Genomic DNA, 16710 nt, shown 5'->3' on the forward strand with positions numbered 1-16710 from the left:
AGGTCACAGGTTACTTATTCTTCGCTCGCAGCTTCTTCTGCTTTTGGTGCTTCGGCAGCTGGTGCTTCAACATCTGATGCTTCAGTAGCTGGTGCGTCAGTAACCTCTTTCTTCACTTCGCGACGTTCATCACGACGGTCTTCTTTAGCAACAGCCATAGCTGAAGCTTCAGTAACCGCGTCTTTAGTACGCATGATCATGTTACGTATAACAACATCGTTATAACGGAAAGAAGTTTCTAATTCATCAATAGCTGCTTGAGGCGCTTCAATGTTAATTAAAACATAGTGTGCTTTGTGCAATTTATTGATTGGGTAAGCTAATTGGCGACGGCCCCAGTCTTCAAGACGGTGGATTTTGCCTTCAGCATTAGTGACGATGTCACTGTAACGCTGAATCATAGCTGGTACTTGTTCACTCTGGTCAGGGTGAACCATAAATACGATTTCGTAATGACGCATTACGAGCTCCTTACGGTTGTAGCCTCATTATCTGGCTCAGCCACACCAGTTGAGGCAAGGAACAAAAGTTCAGGCTGAATTAAGGACGCGTATTGTAGGGAAAATAAGCAAAAAAGGCAAGGAGATGCTTCATATAGTTTAGTTATTAAATTTTAAACTTAATATTCATTCACTTGGCGGAGTTTTATCTATTGCTCTGGTTCGCTAAAACGAGTTGAATTGGGTTTTTAAAAGCAGGTAAGCAGAAACTAATAAGTAGAATTAAGCGCTGAACGGGTAAAAGCCTAGCTTAGAAAAATTTCAGCTGAATTCATCGATACTCAATAAATTCAGCTGACTATTTTTGTTTACTTTTTACACGGCTAATCGTTGACGCACGATCTCAAACAAACAAATACCTGTTGCAACTGATACATTTAAGCTTGAAACGCTGCCAGCCATCGGTAGTTTAACTAACTGATCGCAGTTTTCGCGGGTTAAACGACGCATGCCTTTCCCTTCAGCACCCATCACTAACGCCATTGGGCCGGCTAATTTCACGTCGTAAAGGCAAGTGTCTGTTTCTCCTGCCGTGCCAATAATCCACACGCCCATTTGTTGTAGGGCTTTCATGGTTCGAGATAAATTGGTCACTTGCACTAATGGCACACTTTCAGCAGCGCCAACCGCAACTTTTCGAACCGTTGCAGTTAAGCGGGCAGCGTTATCTTTAGGTACTATGATCGCTTGCACACCTGCGGCATCGGCATTTCGTAAACATGCGCCTAGATTGTGCGGATCAGTAACACCATCTAATATTAATAAAAATGGCGCTTGTTCTTTACGCTCTGCTTCTGCAAGAATGTCTTCTAAATCGGCTTCAGTAAATACTTTTCCAGGCTTAACGCGAGCCACAACACCTTGATGCTGCTCGCCTTCACTTTTATCATCTAGCACTTTACGACTCGCCATTTGTGCAGGAATTCCGTATTGTTGCGCTAAGTTAGTAATTGGCATTAAACGGTCATCTTCCCGCCCTTTAAGCAACCATAACTCGATAAATCTTTCAGGGGCATGTTCAATGAGAGCTTTTACTGCATGGATGCCAAATACTAATTCTTCTTGCTTTGCCATAAACTTATATCTTTCTCTGTTAATTACTTTATACCAATTTGATTCATTTAATGATCTGCTTGGTATTACATGTCTTTGCCACTAAACAAGTTACAACATAAGACGGGCTTTATTCATCAATTTGACGGCATAAATGCCGACCTACAAGTGATCATTTTGCCTTTAAAATGAGGAATCCAAAAAAGCACGACACTTTATTAGGTTACTGCATACATCGTCTAACAACACAACTGGCTAACGCTTTACTGACTAAGTATCTGCTTTACGTGCATTTTTACCAGGGCGCTTTTTTCTCGCCTTGCGCTTTTTCGCTTTAGCCGTTGTTTTATCGCTAGCTTTGTCGGCAGCTTTCACCGGTTTTTTACTTGGTTTAGCTTTTTCATCAAAACTTGCTTTTGCGTCTTGTGATGCTGATTTGCCAGCAGAGCGCTTACCGCGTTTATGCTTATCCGAGCTTTTACCTTTTGTCTGTGGTTTAGCACGTTTTATAACGGCATTTGCGCCGGCTAATGCTAAATCAATTTTTTTCTCATCCAGATTAACCGCAGCAACTTGCACTTCTACCGTATCGCCAATGTGATACTTAGCACCGGTATTTTCACCTGTTAAGCACATGCGCACATCGTCAAAGTGGTAATAGTCATGACCTAATGAGGTGATATGCACTAAACCTTCAATGTGTAAATCAGCTAAACGCACAAATAAACCAAAGTTGGTCACAGTTGAGATGACACCGGTAAAAGTATCACCAACATGGTCTTGCATATATTCACATTTCAGCCAATCTGAGACATCACGCGTGGCATCGTCAGCACGACGTTCGGTCATAGAACAATGTTCACCAAGCTCTATCACCGCTTCAGGTGTATAGCTATGTGCGCCAGCATTCGCTTCATCTTTAGCTTGCTCATCTAAAATAGCTTTAATAACACGATGCACCACTAAATCTGGGTAACGGCGTATGGGCGAAGTAAAATGGCTATATGATGGCAGTGCTAGGCCAAAGTGGCCGATATTGTCGCTTTGATAAACCGCTTGGCGCATAGAACGCAACAGCATGGTTTGAATAAGCTCTTGATCCGGACGGTCGGCAATTTTTTCTAATATATGGCAATAGTCTTTCGGCTCAGGCTGTGTTTTACGTTCTCCCATGGAAGACAGGTCAAGTCCCAGCTCGTTAACATAACTGATAAAGTTATTATACTTGTCTTCACTTGGCTTATCGTGCACACGGAATAAACCGGGTTTTTTATGTTTTTCAATGAACTCTGCTGTCGCAACGTTAGCTAAAATCATACATTCTTCAATGATTTTATGTGCGTCGTTACGCACCATTGCCACGATAGATTCTATTTTTCTATCACTGTTAAAAAGAAACTGCGATTCTGTCGTTTCAAAAGCAATAGCACCACGTTCTGTTCTTGCTTTGCTTAGCACGTGATACATGGTATTTAGGTTTTCTAAATCAGGTATCAGTGCTTGATATTGTGTGCGTAATTCTGCGCGGTAATCTTCATCTTTTTGCTCAGGATTTACGCCTAAAATAGTCGCGACTTTGCTATAAGTAAAACGCGCGTGAGAGCGCATTACAGCAGAATAAAATTTAGATCCTGATAATTCTCCCGAAGCAGAAATATTCATTTCGCAAACCATACACAGTCGGTCAACATCTGGATTTAATGAACACAGGCCATTGGAAAGTTTTTCCGGTAACATCGGAATAACTTGGCTAGGAAAATACACTGAATTACCACGAGAAATTGCTTCTTCATCTAGTGCGGTTTTATCACGCACATAATAACTCACATCAGCAATCGCCACCCATAACGTCCAACCGCCACCAGCATTAGGCTTACAATATACCGCATCGTCAAAATCTCGGGCGTCTTCACCATCAATGGTGACTAAAGGTAAATCGCGTAAATCTATTCTTGGTGCTTTTGCTGACTCTTCAACTTCATCAGCAATACCGCTAACTTCGGCAATTACTTCTGGCGAAAATTGATTTGGAAGATCATGTTCACGCAAGGCTATTTCAATTTCCATCCCCGGCGCCATATGTTCACCGAGCACTTCAATCACTTCACCCACTGCATTTGAACGCTTAGTAGGTCTTTGAATAACATTAACGACTACGACTTCGCCATGGCGAGCGCCTAATTTTTTATCCGGTTGGATAAGAATTTCTTGCTGAATACGCGCATCATCAGGCACAACAGAAGCGATATGATGATCAACATAAAATCGCCCAACAACCCCTGCAGTGCGTGGTTTAATCACATCGAGTATTTTTACTTCTTTGCGACCTTTTCGGTCAGTGCGGTCTATCAAGATCGCTTCTACAATATCACCGTGGATTACACGTTTCATTTCATATGATGATATATAGAAGTCTTTGTCACCATTGTCTGGCGCAAAGAAGCCAAAACCATCACGATGACCGATGACTTTGCCGGTTAACACATCACTACGGTTTGCGATGGCATATTGCTTAAACTTATTAAACACAATTTGGCCACTATTTTCCATGGCACGTAAACGGTGTTTTACCCCAACCACCATATCGTCATCAGTATATTGTAGTTGTTTAATAAGGGCTTTAAACGTAGGCGGGATGTTAGATTTTTCGATCAGCGACAATAGCAGCTCACGGCTTGCTACGGGTTTATCATATTTGTCAGCTTCACGCTGTTTGTGCGGGTCTTTATTGGTCACATTTATTCATTAATGGTTTTTTTTGTAGTATATCGTAGATTAACTATATACCCAAGCGAGATAAAAACCTGAAACAATAACTCATCAACGTAATACTCTGCCGCCCATAGCGGTTAATACTTTCCGTTACTGGCCGCATTAACTACCCGTTCAGGCATTTTTTGCGCTAGTTTCACTAAATGCTGCGCGATAATTTTATGTTCTTTTTTATCGTCAGTAACCGATTGATGTAACTGTGTATAGAGCTGTGGGAAATCCAGCGGACTACCATGACCCGCTAAATACAAATCTGCTAACCTAAGCTGCGCTTTTAAATTATTTAACGCTGCTGACTCTTTTAGAAAAATAAGTGCTTGATTGATATCAACTTGTACAAACTTGCCAACATGATAATAGCGCCCCATTTGCTCTAAAGCCTCAGATAACCCCTGATCAGCTGAAGCTTGCATGTAATGTAATCCTAAGGGCACATCTTTTTTCACACACACACCATAAGCAAGCATGTCGCCCCAGAGAAATTGATATGAAGGCATTTGAGATTTTACCGCCCGCGCTTCAATATCTTGGACTAATTGGCAGTCATCAATAACCACTTGGCTTAAATGTTTGTTTTCTTTTATTAAATCAAGTAATACGTTATCACTATAAATTTGCACCGCGGTTAACTCAGCCGCTGAAGCGCTAATAATCTGCGTAAAAGTAAATAAGATCGCTATAAGTAGTTTTTGCATTGGTTGCATATTACCTCGTTGCACTGTGATGCCATTCTAATGAAGTCATTGTTTATATCGACCGTTACCCTAAATAACTTAGTTAATTACCCTAATTATTTATTAGACAATTCAGCAAAGTTACTTTTCATAACAAGCTAAAACGATTGCGCTGATAAAACGTTAAGCAATTACAGCAAGCAAATATAATACCACTAAATGCGTATTATTTTTGCTAACCACTGATTTGTCGACATAAAGCAGTGTTCTCCACTCGGAATGTGCTTGCACTCTCTAGAATAAAATATAACAATGGTGAAGATATGAGCAGTCAAGGCGTGTTAAATGTCGAAAATTCATCAGTTAATTGAAAATTCAAAAGTAAACGAAAGTATTGCCCGAAAATTATTTGAAATAGAAACAGAAGTGCTGGCTTGTCAATCAAGTGAGGAGCTGCTGGAACGTTTACTTGGACTAATTCAAGCTAAATTTCAATTGTCTGGTATTTCATTATTACTTGCTGAGCCTACACCGATAAGTTATTTAATTAACGGGAATTTGCAATCTAATTGGCATCAAAAAAACACCTCTCAGATTTCTACTGAAAAATTATCTTTACTGCACGTAGACAAAAAACCTATGTTGACCAACCAACTTGAGCAACTGAATAATATTGTGCCAAAATCATTACTCACTGGTGCAAAATCGGCGGCCTTAACACCGTTGTCATTGGAAGGTAAATTATTTGGCAGTTTATTATTTACCGATAAATCATCAGCTCGATTTCATCAGGACTTAGGCACTTTTCATTTAGAACAACTTGCCGTTAAGGTGAGCCTTTGTTTATCGAATGTATTAATTCGCGAGCAACTTCAATACATGGCGCACTATGACCGTTTAACCGGTGTGGCTAATCGGCGTCTGATGGAAGTTTGTATTGGTGAAGAGCTTATTCGCCAACGTCGTTATGGTGTGCCCTTTTCAGTATTGTTTATTGATTGCAATAAATTTAAGGCCATTAATGACACATATGGACATGACTGCGGCGACAAGGTTTTGACTTATGTTGCGAGTCAATTACAAGAATTAGTTCGCGAGAATGATAAATGCTTTCGCTATGCCGGAGATGAGTTTGTTGTCGTCCTTGCCAGCCAAACGTTATTAGAGGCTGAACAAGCGAGTGATCGTTTATGTCAATTTTTTGATGATAATCCCATGCCCTATCAAAGTGCTTTGTTGCCCGTTAGTATTAGCTGTGGTGCTGCAGCAAGTAGTGGTGAAGAGACGATGGACGAATTATTAAAAACTGCCGACAAAAACCTTTATGTCAACAAAAAGGCAAATAACGGCATGGTATTTAAACTATAAAAATAATTTTATACAAAAATAAATTACCTTTTATTAGGCTGTGACTATTATTAAAGTTAACTACCCTAAAAAATTGTATTATGATCATAAAAGTTAGTATTAATGATTTAAAGAAAGGGCACTTCGTTGTCGATATTGTTGAACAACGCGGCACTTATAATTTAACACGTGCTGGACATATTAAAAGCAACGATGTCATCAGTGCTCTAAAAGCCAAAGGTGTTGAGTCGGTTTTAGTTGATACTACCAAAACCATTGACGATGCCCTGACTATTAACCTCCCAGAACAGCTAGAAAAACCAGGCCCGGTGATCCTCGAAGTCACTAAAGCTAAAAAACTTTTTCAACAATCAAAAAAAATTCAACAGCAAATTTTTCTCGACGTCCAACAAGGTCGTTCAATAGATCTTGGTCCTATTGTTGAAGTTACTCAGGACATCATAACAGCAATATTTAAAAATCCTGATGCATTAGTTTGCGTGATAAATATTCGTGATAAAAATGAATACTTATTAGAACATTCTGTTTCGGTCTCTGTACTTATGACTGTTTTTGCTCGCTTTTTGAAAATAGATAGAGACATCACCCATCAACTTGCCATTGGCGCGTTTCTTCATGATGTAGGTAAGATTAAGGTACCCGATAAAATACTCAATAAAGTAGAAAAACTTACAGAGCAAGAGTTCAATATTATAAAAGAGCACGTAAATCACTCCATTGAAATAATTAAAGCGATCCCAGACATTTCTCCCCTCAGTTTAGAAGTTGCGGCACTACATCATGAGCGTTTAGATGGCTCAGGCTACCCTCAACAACTAAAGCAAGACAACATTTCAAACTATGGTGCCATGATTTCCATTTGTGATATTTTTGACGCGCTAACAGCAGAAAGTTGCTATAAAAAAAATTACAGCCCAATTAAAGCATTCGGTATATTAAGAGGCTTAGCGCTTGATGGTAAACTTATGCCTAGGTTGGTTGATTTATTTATTAAATGTTTAGGGGTATACCCTGTTGGCAGTATTGTCGAACTTAGTTCAAACCGGTTAGCCATTGTAGAAAGTGGCAATCTAGACGACCCTATAAACCCAAAAGTACGCTGCTTTTATAATTTGAAATACCATCGATACATTATGGCAAAAAATATTGACTTAGCTAAAGAAGCTGACTTTATTATTCGTGGTGTTAAGGCAAAAGATTTTAATTTAGATCACAACCGAATTATCGAGTTTTTATTACAGGAAGGATGATATAGGTCAATCGAAGGTCAATCGCCGTTGAATTCAGTTATTACTAGATTCACTGACAGTATTGACTGAAAACATTCACTTTCAACAACACAGTTAAATTGATGGTCTCAATCTGCAATATATACTGTTTAAATTGATGGTCTCAATCTGCAATATATACTGTAATGACACTAACCGAATTAATTTATTGAAACGCTAGCTTGTTCAATAAATTAATCTATCGGCTAATGATATTTTATTCTCTATTTTCTACTTTCTGAAATCTACCATCGCTTGTGCAGCAAAATAGGCATACATCGTATAAATAGCCGTATTCACTTTCAGTGCTTCTGGTTCAACTTTGTCTAAAGTGTCATTTTCAGTATGGTGATAATCAAAGTAGTTAGAACCATCAGGTGAAAAGTTAATGCTCGGCATACCTGCATCACTTAACGCACTCATATCTGATTGACCTTTCGCATTATTTTCTGGTGCTAACGCTACGCCCATTGGCGCCAAATATTGCGCTAGTTCACGTACGGCATTTAGCGATTGTGCGCCCACACCTGGCGTCATTTTATATATGCGACCTATACCAAAGTCCCATTCAGCGCCCATAACGTGAGCATTCATATCATCTTTATGCGCTTTAACATATTGCTTAGCGCCCAATAAACCCACTTCTTCAGCGGCGAATAAAATAACCCGAATAGTGCGTTTTGGACGTTTAGGGAGTTGTCCAATATGATGTGCTGCAGCCATTACCATACCAATACCTAAACCATCATCTAATGCCCCGGTACCAACATCCCAACTGTCTAAGTGAGCACCTAAAGAGACAATTTCATTTGGTAATTCACTACCCGTAAATTCACCAATAACATTGGCTGAGGTTGCGACAACTTCAGCGTTAGTTTTAGCGGTCATGTTAAGGTACATACTGACTTCTTCACCACGTTTCAGTTGATTTACTAATAAATCAGCATCAGGATTAGATAAGGCAGCTGCCGGAATTTTTTTAACCTCATCTTTATAGCGCATCACTCCGGTATGAGCCGTGCGATTATTGTCTGTGCCTACTGAGCGCATAATCAACGCTGAAGCGCCTTTTTGTGCAGCTACAACTGCACCACCTACACGGGTACCGACAGCAGGTCCATAACCATCACCATCAATATGTCGCTCCATTTGATAAGAAACGAAGGCTATCTTGCCATTAAGGCTGTTATCTGGTGCCGCTTTTAAGTCAGCCAAAGTTTCAAAGTGCGCAACCTTGGCTGTTAAACCTTCTTTAGACGTTCCTATGCTGCCGCCTAACGCTAAGATCACAACATCGTGTGGATATGGTGCAACAATACGTGCTTTAGCTTCTCCACGTAACCAATAACTGCCGGTGACTTCTTCGGTCCATACTTTATCAAAGCCTAATGCTTTCATTTTATTTACGGCCCAAACAATCGACTTTTTATCGCCTTCCGAACCCATCAAGCGGTGACCCACTTCTGTCGTTAACGACTCAATAAGTTGGTAAGATAAATCTGATTGTAGTGCGGTTGTTTTTAGCGCGTTTAATTGCGCTTGTTGGTCAGTGTTTAATTGTTGTGCTGAAGCAATAAAGCTACCTACGCTCATTAATACAGCTAAGTATGTACTGGCAATGAATTTGCTTTTCGAGATCATGTTCTTCCTTAAATCAATTATTTTTCTTTATTTTGTCATTGTCGCTAAGTATCTATAAAAGGTAATTAACTTGCAATAAATTCTCCGGTGTTAGGTAATATCGCTAATAACAAATATTTAACAACTGTAAAGATATACTGCCCTTTAGAATTTCAATAAAAAACTGTAGCCCTAAAATTGTAGGTTTTTATATTAAACTACCTATTGCTATATTCACTTACTTTACATCGGATTAATTGGCGATCAAAAAAGCCGACATCAAGTCGGCTTTCATTTACGCTAAATGTCGATTAAATCGAAAAAGAAGAACCACAACCACAGGTTGTTGTCGCATTTGGATTGTTAACCAAGAAACGACTGCCTTCTAAGCCTTCAATATAATCAACTTCACCGTCAACTAAATACTGTAAACTCATCGGATCAATCACCATAGTGACGCCTTGTTTTTCTATCGTCATATCGCCGTCATTGACTTTTTCATCGAAAGTAAAACCATACGAAAAGCCAGAGCAGCCACCACCTGTAACGTAAACACGTAATTTCAAGTCTGGGTTTTCTTCTTCCGTGATCAACGACAATACTTTAGTCGCCGCAGCGTCAGAAAATTTAATAGGTAATTCAGGATTTGACATAAAACTCAACTTAAAACGGATTAACTAGGGCAATTATCTTAAACTTGACTGTTTTAGTCAAGTATTATGGCTGACTCTGCGTAATATTATCAACACTTTTCAGCCATGGATAACTATGATCGATACGGTTATATTTTTGCCACTTACTTTTTGGCAGTATTGCGGCGACATTAATGGTTTCAGGAATAAAATTATCCGGTAAGGTTAATTCACCCGATATAATTTGAAAGTACTGAAAACTAAAAGATAGATCTTTTTTATCTGCCGTCGAAAGCTCAGATAAGGCAATGCTGGTTGGCTTATTATTTAAACTGCCGGTAATAGAAAGTTCGATATAACCTTTTGCATAACGCTTGCGCAATAACTGTTGCACCAATACCACTTGAAAACGGTAATGCGCAGGACTTTCAGACTTAGTCAGGTTCACACCGTCAATCACCAAGCCATTCGCTTGCTTTTCAGGTGCCATAACCTTTTCATAAAAGGCGAGCTCCTTTTTGACTTGAAAATGCTCTTGTTCAATTGACTTTAAGGTTTGCTGGCTACGTGTATTAGCCATACGTTCAACTTCAAGCTCAACTTCTAAGGTATTTATGCGCTGAGTCTTCTCAACTAATTGCTGATAGATAAAGTCTAAGCGTGTTTGTTGTTGTGCTAAAGTCTGCGTTTGATAGCCATGATAAAAATTACCCAAGCGATAACCACAGAATAATAAAACGGCGACTATGACCAAGAGTAAAATTGCCGAACTAAATGTTCCTAAGCGCTTTACGACGGTGCTGAAATTTATTTTTGCTAACCAATTCATTTGAAAAGTATTATGATATCCAGAATGTCTGTAAATATGTCCAATAAAAATAACTCAATATGAAGACAATAACCCAGCTAAAAAAGCGCCTTGCTCTTCCACAAACATCCTGGCAACTATGTTTACTAGCGGCTATTGGAGGTTTTGCATCGGCGATGCTGGTTGTGCTATTCATTTTCACCATTGAAGGCGTTCAGTCATTTTTCCTGAGCGAAAAAGACGACTATAGCAGCTTAACCCCTTTAAGTCGTTTCCAATTACCAATAATTGGCGCTATCGTTATTCTCTTCTTTGCCTGGCTTACCGGTTACAAGTATATACGCAGTGGTATTCCTTTTGTTTTACATCGCTTAAAAATTGCTAATGGCGTTATGCCTTTTCGTAACACTGTTAATCAATTCATGGGGAGTGCAGTCGCACTTATCGCAGGCTTTTCTGTTGGAAGAGAAGGCCCCGCGGTGCACTTAGGTGCTGCGTGTACTAGTTATATTGGTAATAAATTAAATTTACCTTATAACGCTATTCGTAGTTTAAGTGCTTGCGGTATTGCCGCGGGTATTGCCGCTTGTTTCAATACCCCCATTGCCGCCGTTTTGTTCGTGATGGAAGTCATATTAAGAGAATACAAAGTCCATATTTTTATTCCGGTGATGATTGCGGCTATTGTCGGTTCGATGACTACGAGTACTATTTTTGGTCCCACCCATGAGTTCGGTCATTTTACTGCTATTACTATAAACACTGATCATTATCTTGCCTTGGCTTTACTCGGCATTGTGCTGGGCTTCTTTGCCTTTATTTTTAATCGTTATTTAATCTTGGTGATCAAACACAGTGCCCCGTTTCATATTGTGTCGCGAATACTTACAGCGGCTATTATTACTGGCGCTCTAGGCTATGCGGCACCTTACGCTATGGGCACCGATTTAAGTGCGATTAATTTTTCATTGCAAAACAACTTTCAGTTGCAATTACTCCTTGGCTTGTTAGTAGCAAAAGTGCTTATGACTATTTTTGCCCTAGGTCTTGGAATACCTGGCGGTATTATTGGCCCTATACTCGGCATTGGCGCTATCGCTGGTATCTGCGGTTCTGTCATTACATCGTACTTTATGACTGGCGACATATCTGCCAGTGATTTTGCTTTGATGGGGATGGCAGGTTTTATGGCTGCCACGCTCAATGCACCATTAGCTGCCCTTCTTTGTGTCGTAGAATTATCTGATCAAATAGAGATAATTGTCCCTGCTATGATTGTTATCACCAGTGCTTGTGTTTTTTCCGGGCAATTTTTTGGTAATCGCTCTATTTTCATTATGCAGTTGGAAGTTCAGGGACTCCCCTACCGTCGACCGCCGATAGAAAAATCGTTACAACGCATCGGGGTAATTGGCGTAATGGATGAAAATATTACGCTATTACATAAAGCTACTGATGAAACTATTACCACGGCCTTAATAAACCAAAATCCCCAAGATAACGTGATCTGCAAAATAACCAGTACAGATAACCAAACAGAATTTATTTTTTATCAGCAAAGCCAGGCAAAAATTGATGATGTGCCCACGATAGAGAAACATACGCTGATCCCACTTTCTAGCCAATCGACACTGGCTGAAGCTTATTTATTATTGGTTAAAACTAGGGCAGGAGGTGTTTACATATATCAAGATAATCCCGATGAAATTATGGGTATAATATCTTTTGACTATATTCGCTCATATTTATTGAAAGGAAATACCTATTAATGACTACCATCCTTTGGCTTAAAGCATTTCATGTGATTTTTATGGTGGCATGGTTTGCGGGTATTTTTTATTTACCGCGTATTTTTGTCAATCATGCTGAATCTTCTGAGCCGCTTGTCCATCAACATCTCAAGGGCATGGAGCGACGCTTACTTTATTTTGTTACCCCCTTTGCCCTTTTCACTGTGCTTTTAGGTATCGCGATTATTTATCAATATGGTTATCCATGGTTTGTTGCGGCAAAATGGCTACACATTAAAATAACGTTAGTGATTTTATTGCTCTTTTACCATGGCTATTGTTTTAAACTCGTCAAAACATTTGCCGCTGATAAAAACACCCGTTCAGGGAAGTTTTACCGGATTTTCAACGAAATACCTGTGATAATACTATTCATTGTCATTATATTAGCCTACGTAAAACCGTTCTAATATCTTCATTGAAAATACGGCAATATTCTTAATTCAAATGAGAGAATACGTTCTCAGCATTCAACTTTTGTGCTATATTTCGCAACAATTTTTCGCTGCTAATTAAAAACGGCAGCCCACTATTTAATATAATGAAAATGAAAGTATCAATCTGGTGCTTAACTTACCTTGGTAATGATTTTTATAATTTAGGTATTATCTATGATGAAATTTGAAGGGAACCATATCTTGTCTGTATCGCAGTTTGATAGAGAGAGTATTTCCCGTATTTTAGAGATTTCAACGTTAATGGCGCCTTACGCCATGCGAAAAAAGCGCTGCCATGTCCTCGATGGTGCAATATTAAGTAATTTATTTTTTGAGCCCAGCACTCGCACACGCGTTAGCTTTGGTACTGCGTTTAATTTATTGGGTGGTTTTGTCAGAGAAACCGTCGGACAAGAAAATTCTTCCTTGTCAAAAGGCGAATCGTTATTTGACACCGCGCGTGTGATTAGTGGATATTCTGACGTAATTGCTATGCGCCATCCCACCATGCACTCAGTGGCTGACTTTGCTAAAGGTAGTAGTGTACCTGTGATCAATGGTGGCGATGGTGCTAACGAACATCCAACCCAAGCGTTACTTGATTTATTTACTATTCAGTCAGAAATGGCGCGCTACGATATGGGACTAGATGGCTTAAACATTGTGTTAATGGGCGATCTTAAACATGGTAGAACAGTACACTCACTGTCAAAATTAATCAGCTTATACAACAACATCAAAGTCACTATGATTGCTCCCACGGCATTACAAATGCCTGACAGCGTGGTTAGCACTTTGACCGATGCTGGTCATGAAGTGGTGATTACCGATAAAATTGAAGGCAATTTAGCCTGCGATGTAATATATCAAACACGGATTCAACAAGAGCGATTCGCGAGTAAAGATGAAGCTGACTTATATCGTGGTCACTTTAGTTTAAATCGAAAAATCTATCAGCAATATTGTCACGAACATACCGTAATAATGCACCCATTACCACGCGATTCTCGTGCTGAAGCGAATGAACTAGATATCGATTTAAATGACTTAGATAATTTAGCCATATTCCGCCAAGCGCAAAATGGTGTCCTAGTACGTATGGCATTATTCGCCCTAAGTTTAGGCGTTGAAAGCAGACTTAGCCATTATGAAAAGCCTGTCACCTGGTACACTAATAAATACTAATTTTAACCTCAACAGTTAGGTTATGTTAACAACGAGTAGAACATTATGACGAAAAATTCACAGCAATTATTTAATGAAGCCCAAGATGTTATTCCTGGTGGCGTAAACTCACCTGTACGCGCCTTTAATAGTGTTGGCGGCACACCATTGTTTATCAAAAAAGCACAAGGTGCTTATATTTTTGATGCAGAAGATAAAAAGTATGTCGATTATGTTGGTTCATGGGGCCCAATGATTTTAGGTCATAATCACCCAGCAATTCTCGAAGCCGTGATTGAAACTGCACAAAATGGTCTTAGCTTCGGTGCTCCCACTGAACTTGAAATAACCATGGCTGAAAAAGTACGTGAAATTGTTCCATCAATGGAAAGATTACGTATGGTCAGCTCTGGCACTGAAGCAACCATGAGTGCCATTCGATTGGCACGTGGCTTTACCGGTCGTGACAAAATATTAAAATTTGAAGGTTGTTATCACGGTCATGCTGACTCTTTACTGGTAAAAGCTGGCTCTGGCATGTTGACCATGGGCGTTCCAAGCTCGCCTGGTATCCCAGAAGACGTTGCTAAGCACACCTTAACGGTCAGCTTTAACAATATTGATGAAGTAAAAGAAATTTTTGAAAAAATTGGTGATGAAATCGCCTGTATTATTGTAGAACCCGTCGCGGGTAACATGAACTGTATTCCTCCGGTTGCCGGTTTCTTGGAAGGATTACGCGATATTTGTGATCAGTATAATAGCGTCTTAATTTTTGATGAAGTCATGACAGGGTTTCGTGTGGCATTAGGCGGTGCACAAGCGCATTACAACATAGTGCCAGATTTAACTACGTTAGGTAAAGTAATTGGTGGTGGTATGCCGGTTGGTGCTTTTGGTGGTAAAAAAGAAATCATGGACTACATTGCGCCTGTTGGTCCGGTTTATCAAGCCGGTACGTTATCAGGCAACCCTATTGCTATGGCAGCGGGTTTAGCGTCATTAACCGAGCTTTGTAAGGGAAATAAGCATCAACAACTTAGCGATGCAACAGAAAAGCTTGCGATGGGTTTAAAAGCCGCCGCAGAGCGTAATGGCGTTTCATTAGCGATTAATTATGTGGGTGCTATGTTTGGATTCTTCTTCACCGAGGAAGAAAATATTACTTGTTTTGCACAAGCAACTGCCTGTGATGGCGATAAGTTCAATCGCTTCTTTCATTTGATGTTAGAAGAAGGTGTTTACCTTGCTCCCTCATCATTTGAAGCAGGCTTTGTATCAACTGCACATGGCGATGCAGAAATTGAATTTACCTTAGCTGCAGCAGATCGTTGTTTCGCTAAACTATAAACGTTTTTATTAGTTTTCGAGCAACAAAAAAAGGTAAGCATAATGCTTACCTTTTTTAATATCTAAACTTTAACGGCTTAGTCTTGTTTGTTTTTTACAACCGACAGGCTAGGCTTTTTCGCTTTTGATGCTTGAGCACTTTTCTTTTCACCTGAAGTTTTCACTTTGCTGTCTACTGCTTTCACTGAAGACATTTTCGCAGGTGCTTTTTCTGGTGCTTCAACAATATCACCTTGCTCAGGATGCTCTATCGCTAGCGATGTACCAGCACCATTTTCTTTAGCATAAATAGCGCCAACAGCGCCATAAGGCACGCTCATATTTTCAAGCTTACCGCCAAAACGCGCACTAAGTTCGATTGTATCTTCACCCATTGCAATACTACCAACAGCGGATAAAGAAACATTTAACACGATTTGACCGTCATTAACATAAGACATTGGCACCATAACACCATAAACATTCACATCAACAACAATGTAAGGTGTTAAACCATTATCAGAAATCCAGTCATAGAAAGCCTTAACAATATAAGGCTTAGTTGATGTCATATCGCTTGTCATGAGTTAGATCTTTAAACCGGTGCGCCAAAGCGAAGTTCACGCTCGGACTCAGTTAATGACGCTTGAAAAGACTCACGTTCAAATACTTTTAACATGTAAGATTTTAGTTCTTTAGAACCTTGACCTTCTAACTCAATACCCATCACAGGTAAGCGCCATAATAGCGGAGCCAAGTAACAATCGACTAAACTGAACTCTTCACTCATAAAGTAAGGTGCTTCATTCAAAATAGGAGCAACACTAAGTAAGCTTTCTTTCAATTCTTGACGCGCTTTTGCTGCTGCATCGGCTGGTCCGTTATAGATAGTTTTAGCTAAGCTGTACCAGTCTTGCTCAATACGATGCATCATTAAGCGACTACGACCACGAGACACAGGATAAACCGGCATTAGTGGTGGATGAGGAAAACGCTCATCCAAGTATTCGATAATAATTGAAGCTTCATATAATGCTAATTCGCGATCAATTAACGTAGGCACTGTTCCATAAGGATTTAAATCAAGTAAATCCTCAGGTAAATTGGCTAAGTCAACCAAATGGATGTCAACTCCGACACCCTTCTCTGCCAACACAATGCGGGTTTGATGACTATACATATCATCTGCATGCGAATATAAAGTCATAACAGAGCGTTTGTTTGCGGCTATGGCCATAATGCCTCCAAAAAATTTTTAATTAAAAAAACTAACAAAGGGGGCCAAAGCCCCCAGT

At 39.6% G+C, this 16710-nt stretch carries 15 protein-coding genes; 6 read left to right on the forward strand and 9 right to left on the reverse strand.

The features are described 5' to 3' along the window. Positions 1–14: 14 nt before the first annotated feature. From rpsF to B5D82_RS06430, 4 genes are all read right to left on the reverse strand, one after another. Positions 15–461: a 30S ribosomal protein S6 gene (rpsF, locus tag B5D82_RS06415; protein ID WP_081150059.1), complete on the reverse strand. Its 447-nt coding sequence runs from the start codon at positions 459–461 to the stop codon at positions 15–17. 354 nt (positions 462–815) lie between these two features. Further along, positions 816–1574, reverse strand: coding sequence for a 23S rRNA (guanosine(2251)-2'-O)-methyltransferase RlmB (gene rlmB, locus B5D82_RS06420; RefSeq protein ID WP_081150060.1), 759 nt, complete (start codon positions 1572–1574; stop codon positions 816–818). A gap of 249 nt (positions 1575–1823) precedes the next feature. Further along, positions 1824–4289 carry a ribonuclease R gene (rnr, locus tag B5D82_RS06425; RefSeq protein WP_081150062.1) on the reverse strand — a complete coding sequence of 822 codons (2466 nt, stop codon included), beginning with the start codon at positions 4287–4289 and terminating at the stop codon, positions 1824–1826. A 113-nt stretch (positions 4290–4402) separates the two neighbouring features. Further along, the gene (locus B5D82_RS06430; RefSeq protein ID WP_231295790.1) at positions 4403–5020 is read right to left on the reverse strand and encodes a tetratricopeptide repeat protein; all 618 of its coding nucleotides are present in this window, start codon (positions 5018–5020) and stop codon (positions 4403–4405) included. Positions 5021–5344: 324 nt separating this feature from the next. Between B5D82_RS06430 and B5D82_RS06435 the strand changes: the two genes are divergently transcribed. After that, positions 5345–6367: a GGDEF domain-containing protein gene (locus B5D82_RS06435; RefSeq protein ID WP_081150064.1), complete on the forward strand. Its 1023-nt coding sequence runs from the start codon at positions 5345–5347 to the stop codon at positions 6365–6367. A gap of 80 nt (positions 6368–6447) precedes the next feature. After that, the gene (locus tag B5D82_RS06440; RefSeq protein ID WP_081150065.1) at positions 6448–7617 is read left to right on the forward strand and encodes a cyclic di-GMP phosphodiesterase; all 1170 of its coding nucleotides are present in this window, start codon (positions 6448–6450) and stop codon (positions 7615–7617) included. 249 nt (positions 7618–7866) lie between these two features. On the opposite strand, the gene B5D82_RS06445 is transcribed toward B5D82_RS06440, so the two are convergent. The 3 genes from B5D82_RS06445 to B5D82_RS06455 form a co-directional block, all read right to left on the reverse strand. Beyond that, complete coding sequence (locus B5D82_RS06445; protein WP_081150067.1) at positions 7867–9276, reverse strand: M20/M25/M40 family metallo-hydrolase; 1410 nt, start codon at positions 9274–9276, stop codon at positions 7867–7869. A 290-nt stretch (positions 9277–9566) separates the two neighbouring features. Beyond that, a complete protein-coding gene (erpA, locus tag B5D82_RS06450; RefSeq protein ID WP_081150069.1) occupies positions 9567–9908 on the reverse strand; it encodes an iron-sulfur cluster insertion protein ErpA in 342 nt (113 codons plus the stop codon). Positions 9909–9972: 64 nt separating this feature from the next. Then, a complete protein-coding gene (locus tag B5D82_RS06455) occupies positions 9973–10716 on the reverse strand; it encodes a DUF6776 family protein (protein WP_081150070.1) in 744 nt (247 codons plus the stop codon). 59 nt (positions 10717–10775) lie between these two features. On the opposite strand from B5D82_RS06455, the gene B5D82_RS06460 reads away from it, so the two are divergent. The 4 genes from B5D82_RS06460 to hemL all read left to right on the forward strand — a co-directional run bounded on the left by B5D82_RS06460 (position 10776) and on the right by hemL (position 15436). Beyond that, a complete protein-coding gene (locus B5D82_RS06460) occupies positions 10776–12464 on the forward strand; it encodes a chloride channel protein (RefSeq protein WP_081150072.1) in 1689 nt (562 codons plus the stop codon). Next, positions 12464–12895: a protoporphyrinogen oxidase HemJ gene (hemJ, locus tag B5D82_RS06465; protein WP_081150073.1), complete on the forward strand. Its 432-nt coding sequence runs from the start codon at positions 12464–12466 to the stop codon at positions 12893–12895. The genes B5D82_RS06460 and hemJ overlap by 1 nt, the downstream gene beginning before the upstream one ends. 204 nt (positions 12896–13099) lie before the next feature. Further along, the gene (locus B5D82_RS06470; RefSeq protein ID WP_081154359.1) at positions 13100–14107 is read left to right on the forward strand and encodes an aspartate carbamoyltransferase; all 1008 of its coding nucleotides are present in this window, start codon (positions 13100–13102) and stop codon (positions 14105–14107) included. Positions 14108–14152: 45 nt separating this feature from the next. Further along, a complete protein-coding gene (gene hemL / locus B5D82_RS06475) occupies positions 14153–15436 on the forward strand; it encodes a glutamate-1-semialdehyde 2,1-aminomutase (protein WP_081150075.1) in 1284 nt (427 codons plus the stop codon). A 77-nt stretch (positions 15437–15513) separates the two neighbouring features. On the opposite strand, the gene B5D82_RS06480 is transcribed toward hemL, so the two are convergent. Next, complete coding sequence (locus B5D82_RS06480) at positions 15514–15999, reverse strand: ClpXP protease specificity-enhancing factor (RefSeq protein WP_245807570.1); 486 nt, start codon at positions 15997–15999, stop codon at positions 15514–15516. An 11-nt stretch (positions 16000–16010) separates the two neighbouring features. After that, positions 16011–16652: a stringent starvation protein SspA gene (sspA, locus tag B5D82_RS06485; protein ID WP_081150077.1), complete on the reverse strand. Its 642-nt coding sequence runs from the start codon at positions 16650–16652 to the stop codon at positions 16011–16013. Positions 16653–16710 lie beyond the last annotated feature (58 nt).

Origin of the sequence: Cognaticolwellia beringensis (assembly GCF_002076895.1) — a bacterium.
GTDB lineage: Bacteria > Pseudomonadota > Gammaproteobacteria > Enterobacterales > Alteromonadaceae > Cognaticolwellia > Cognaticolwellia beringensis.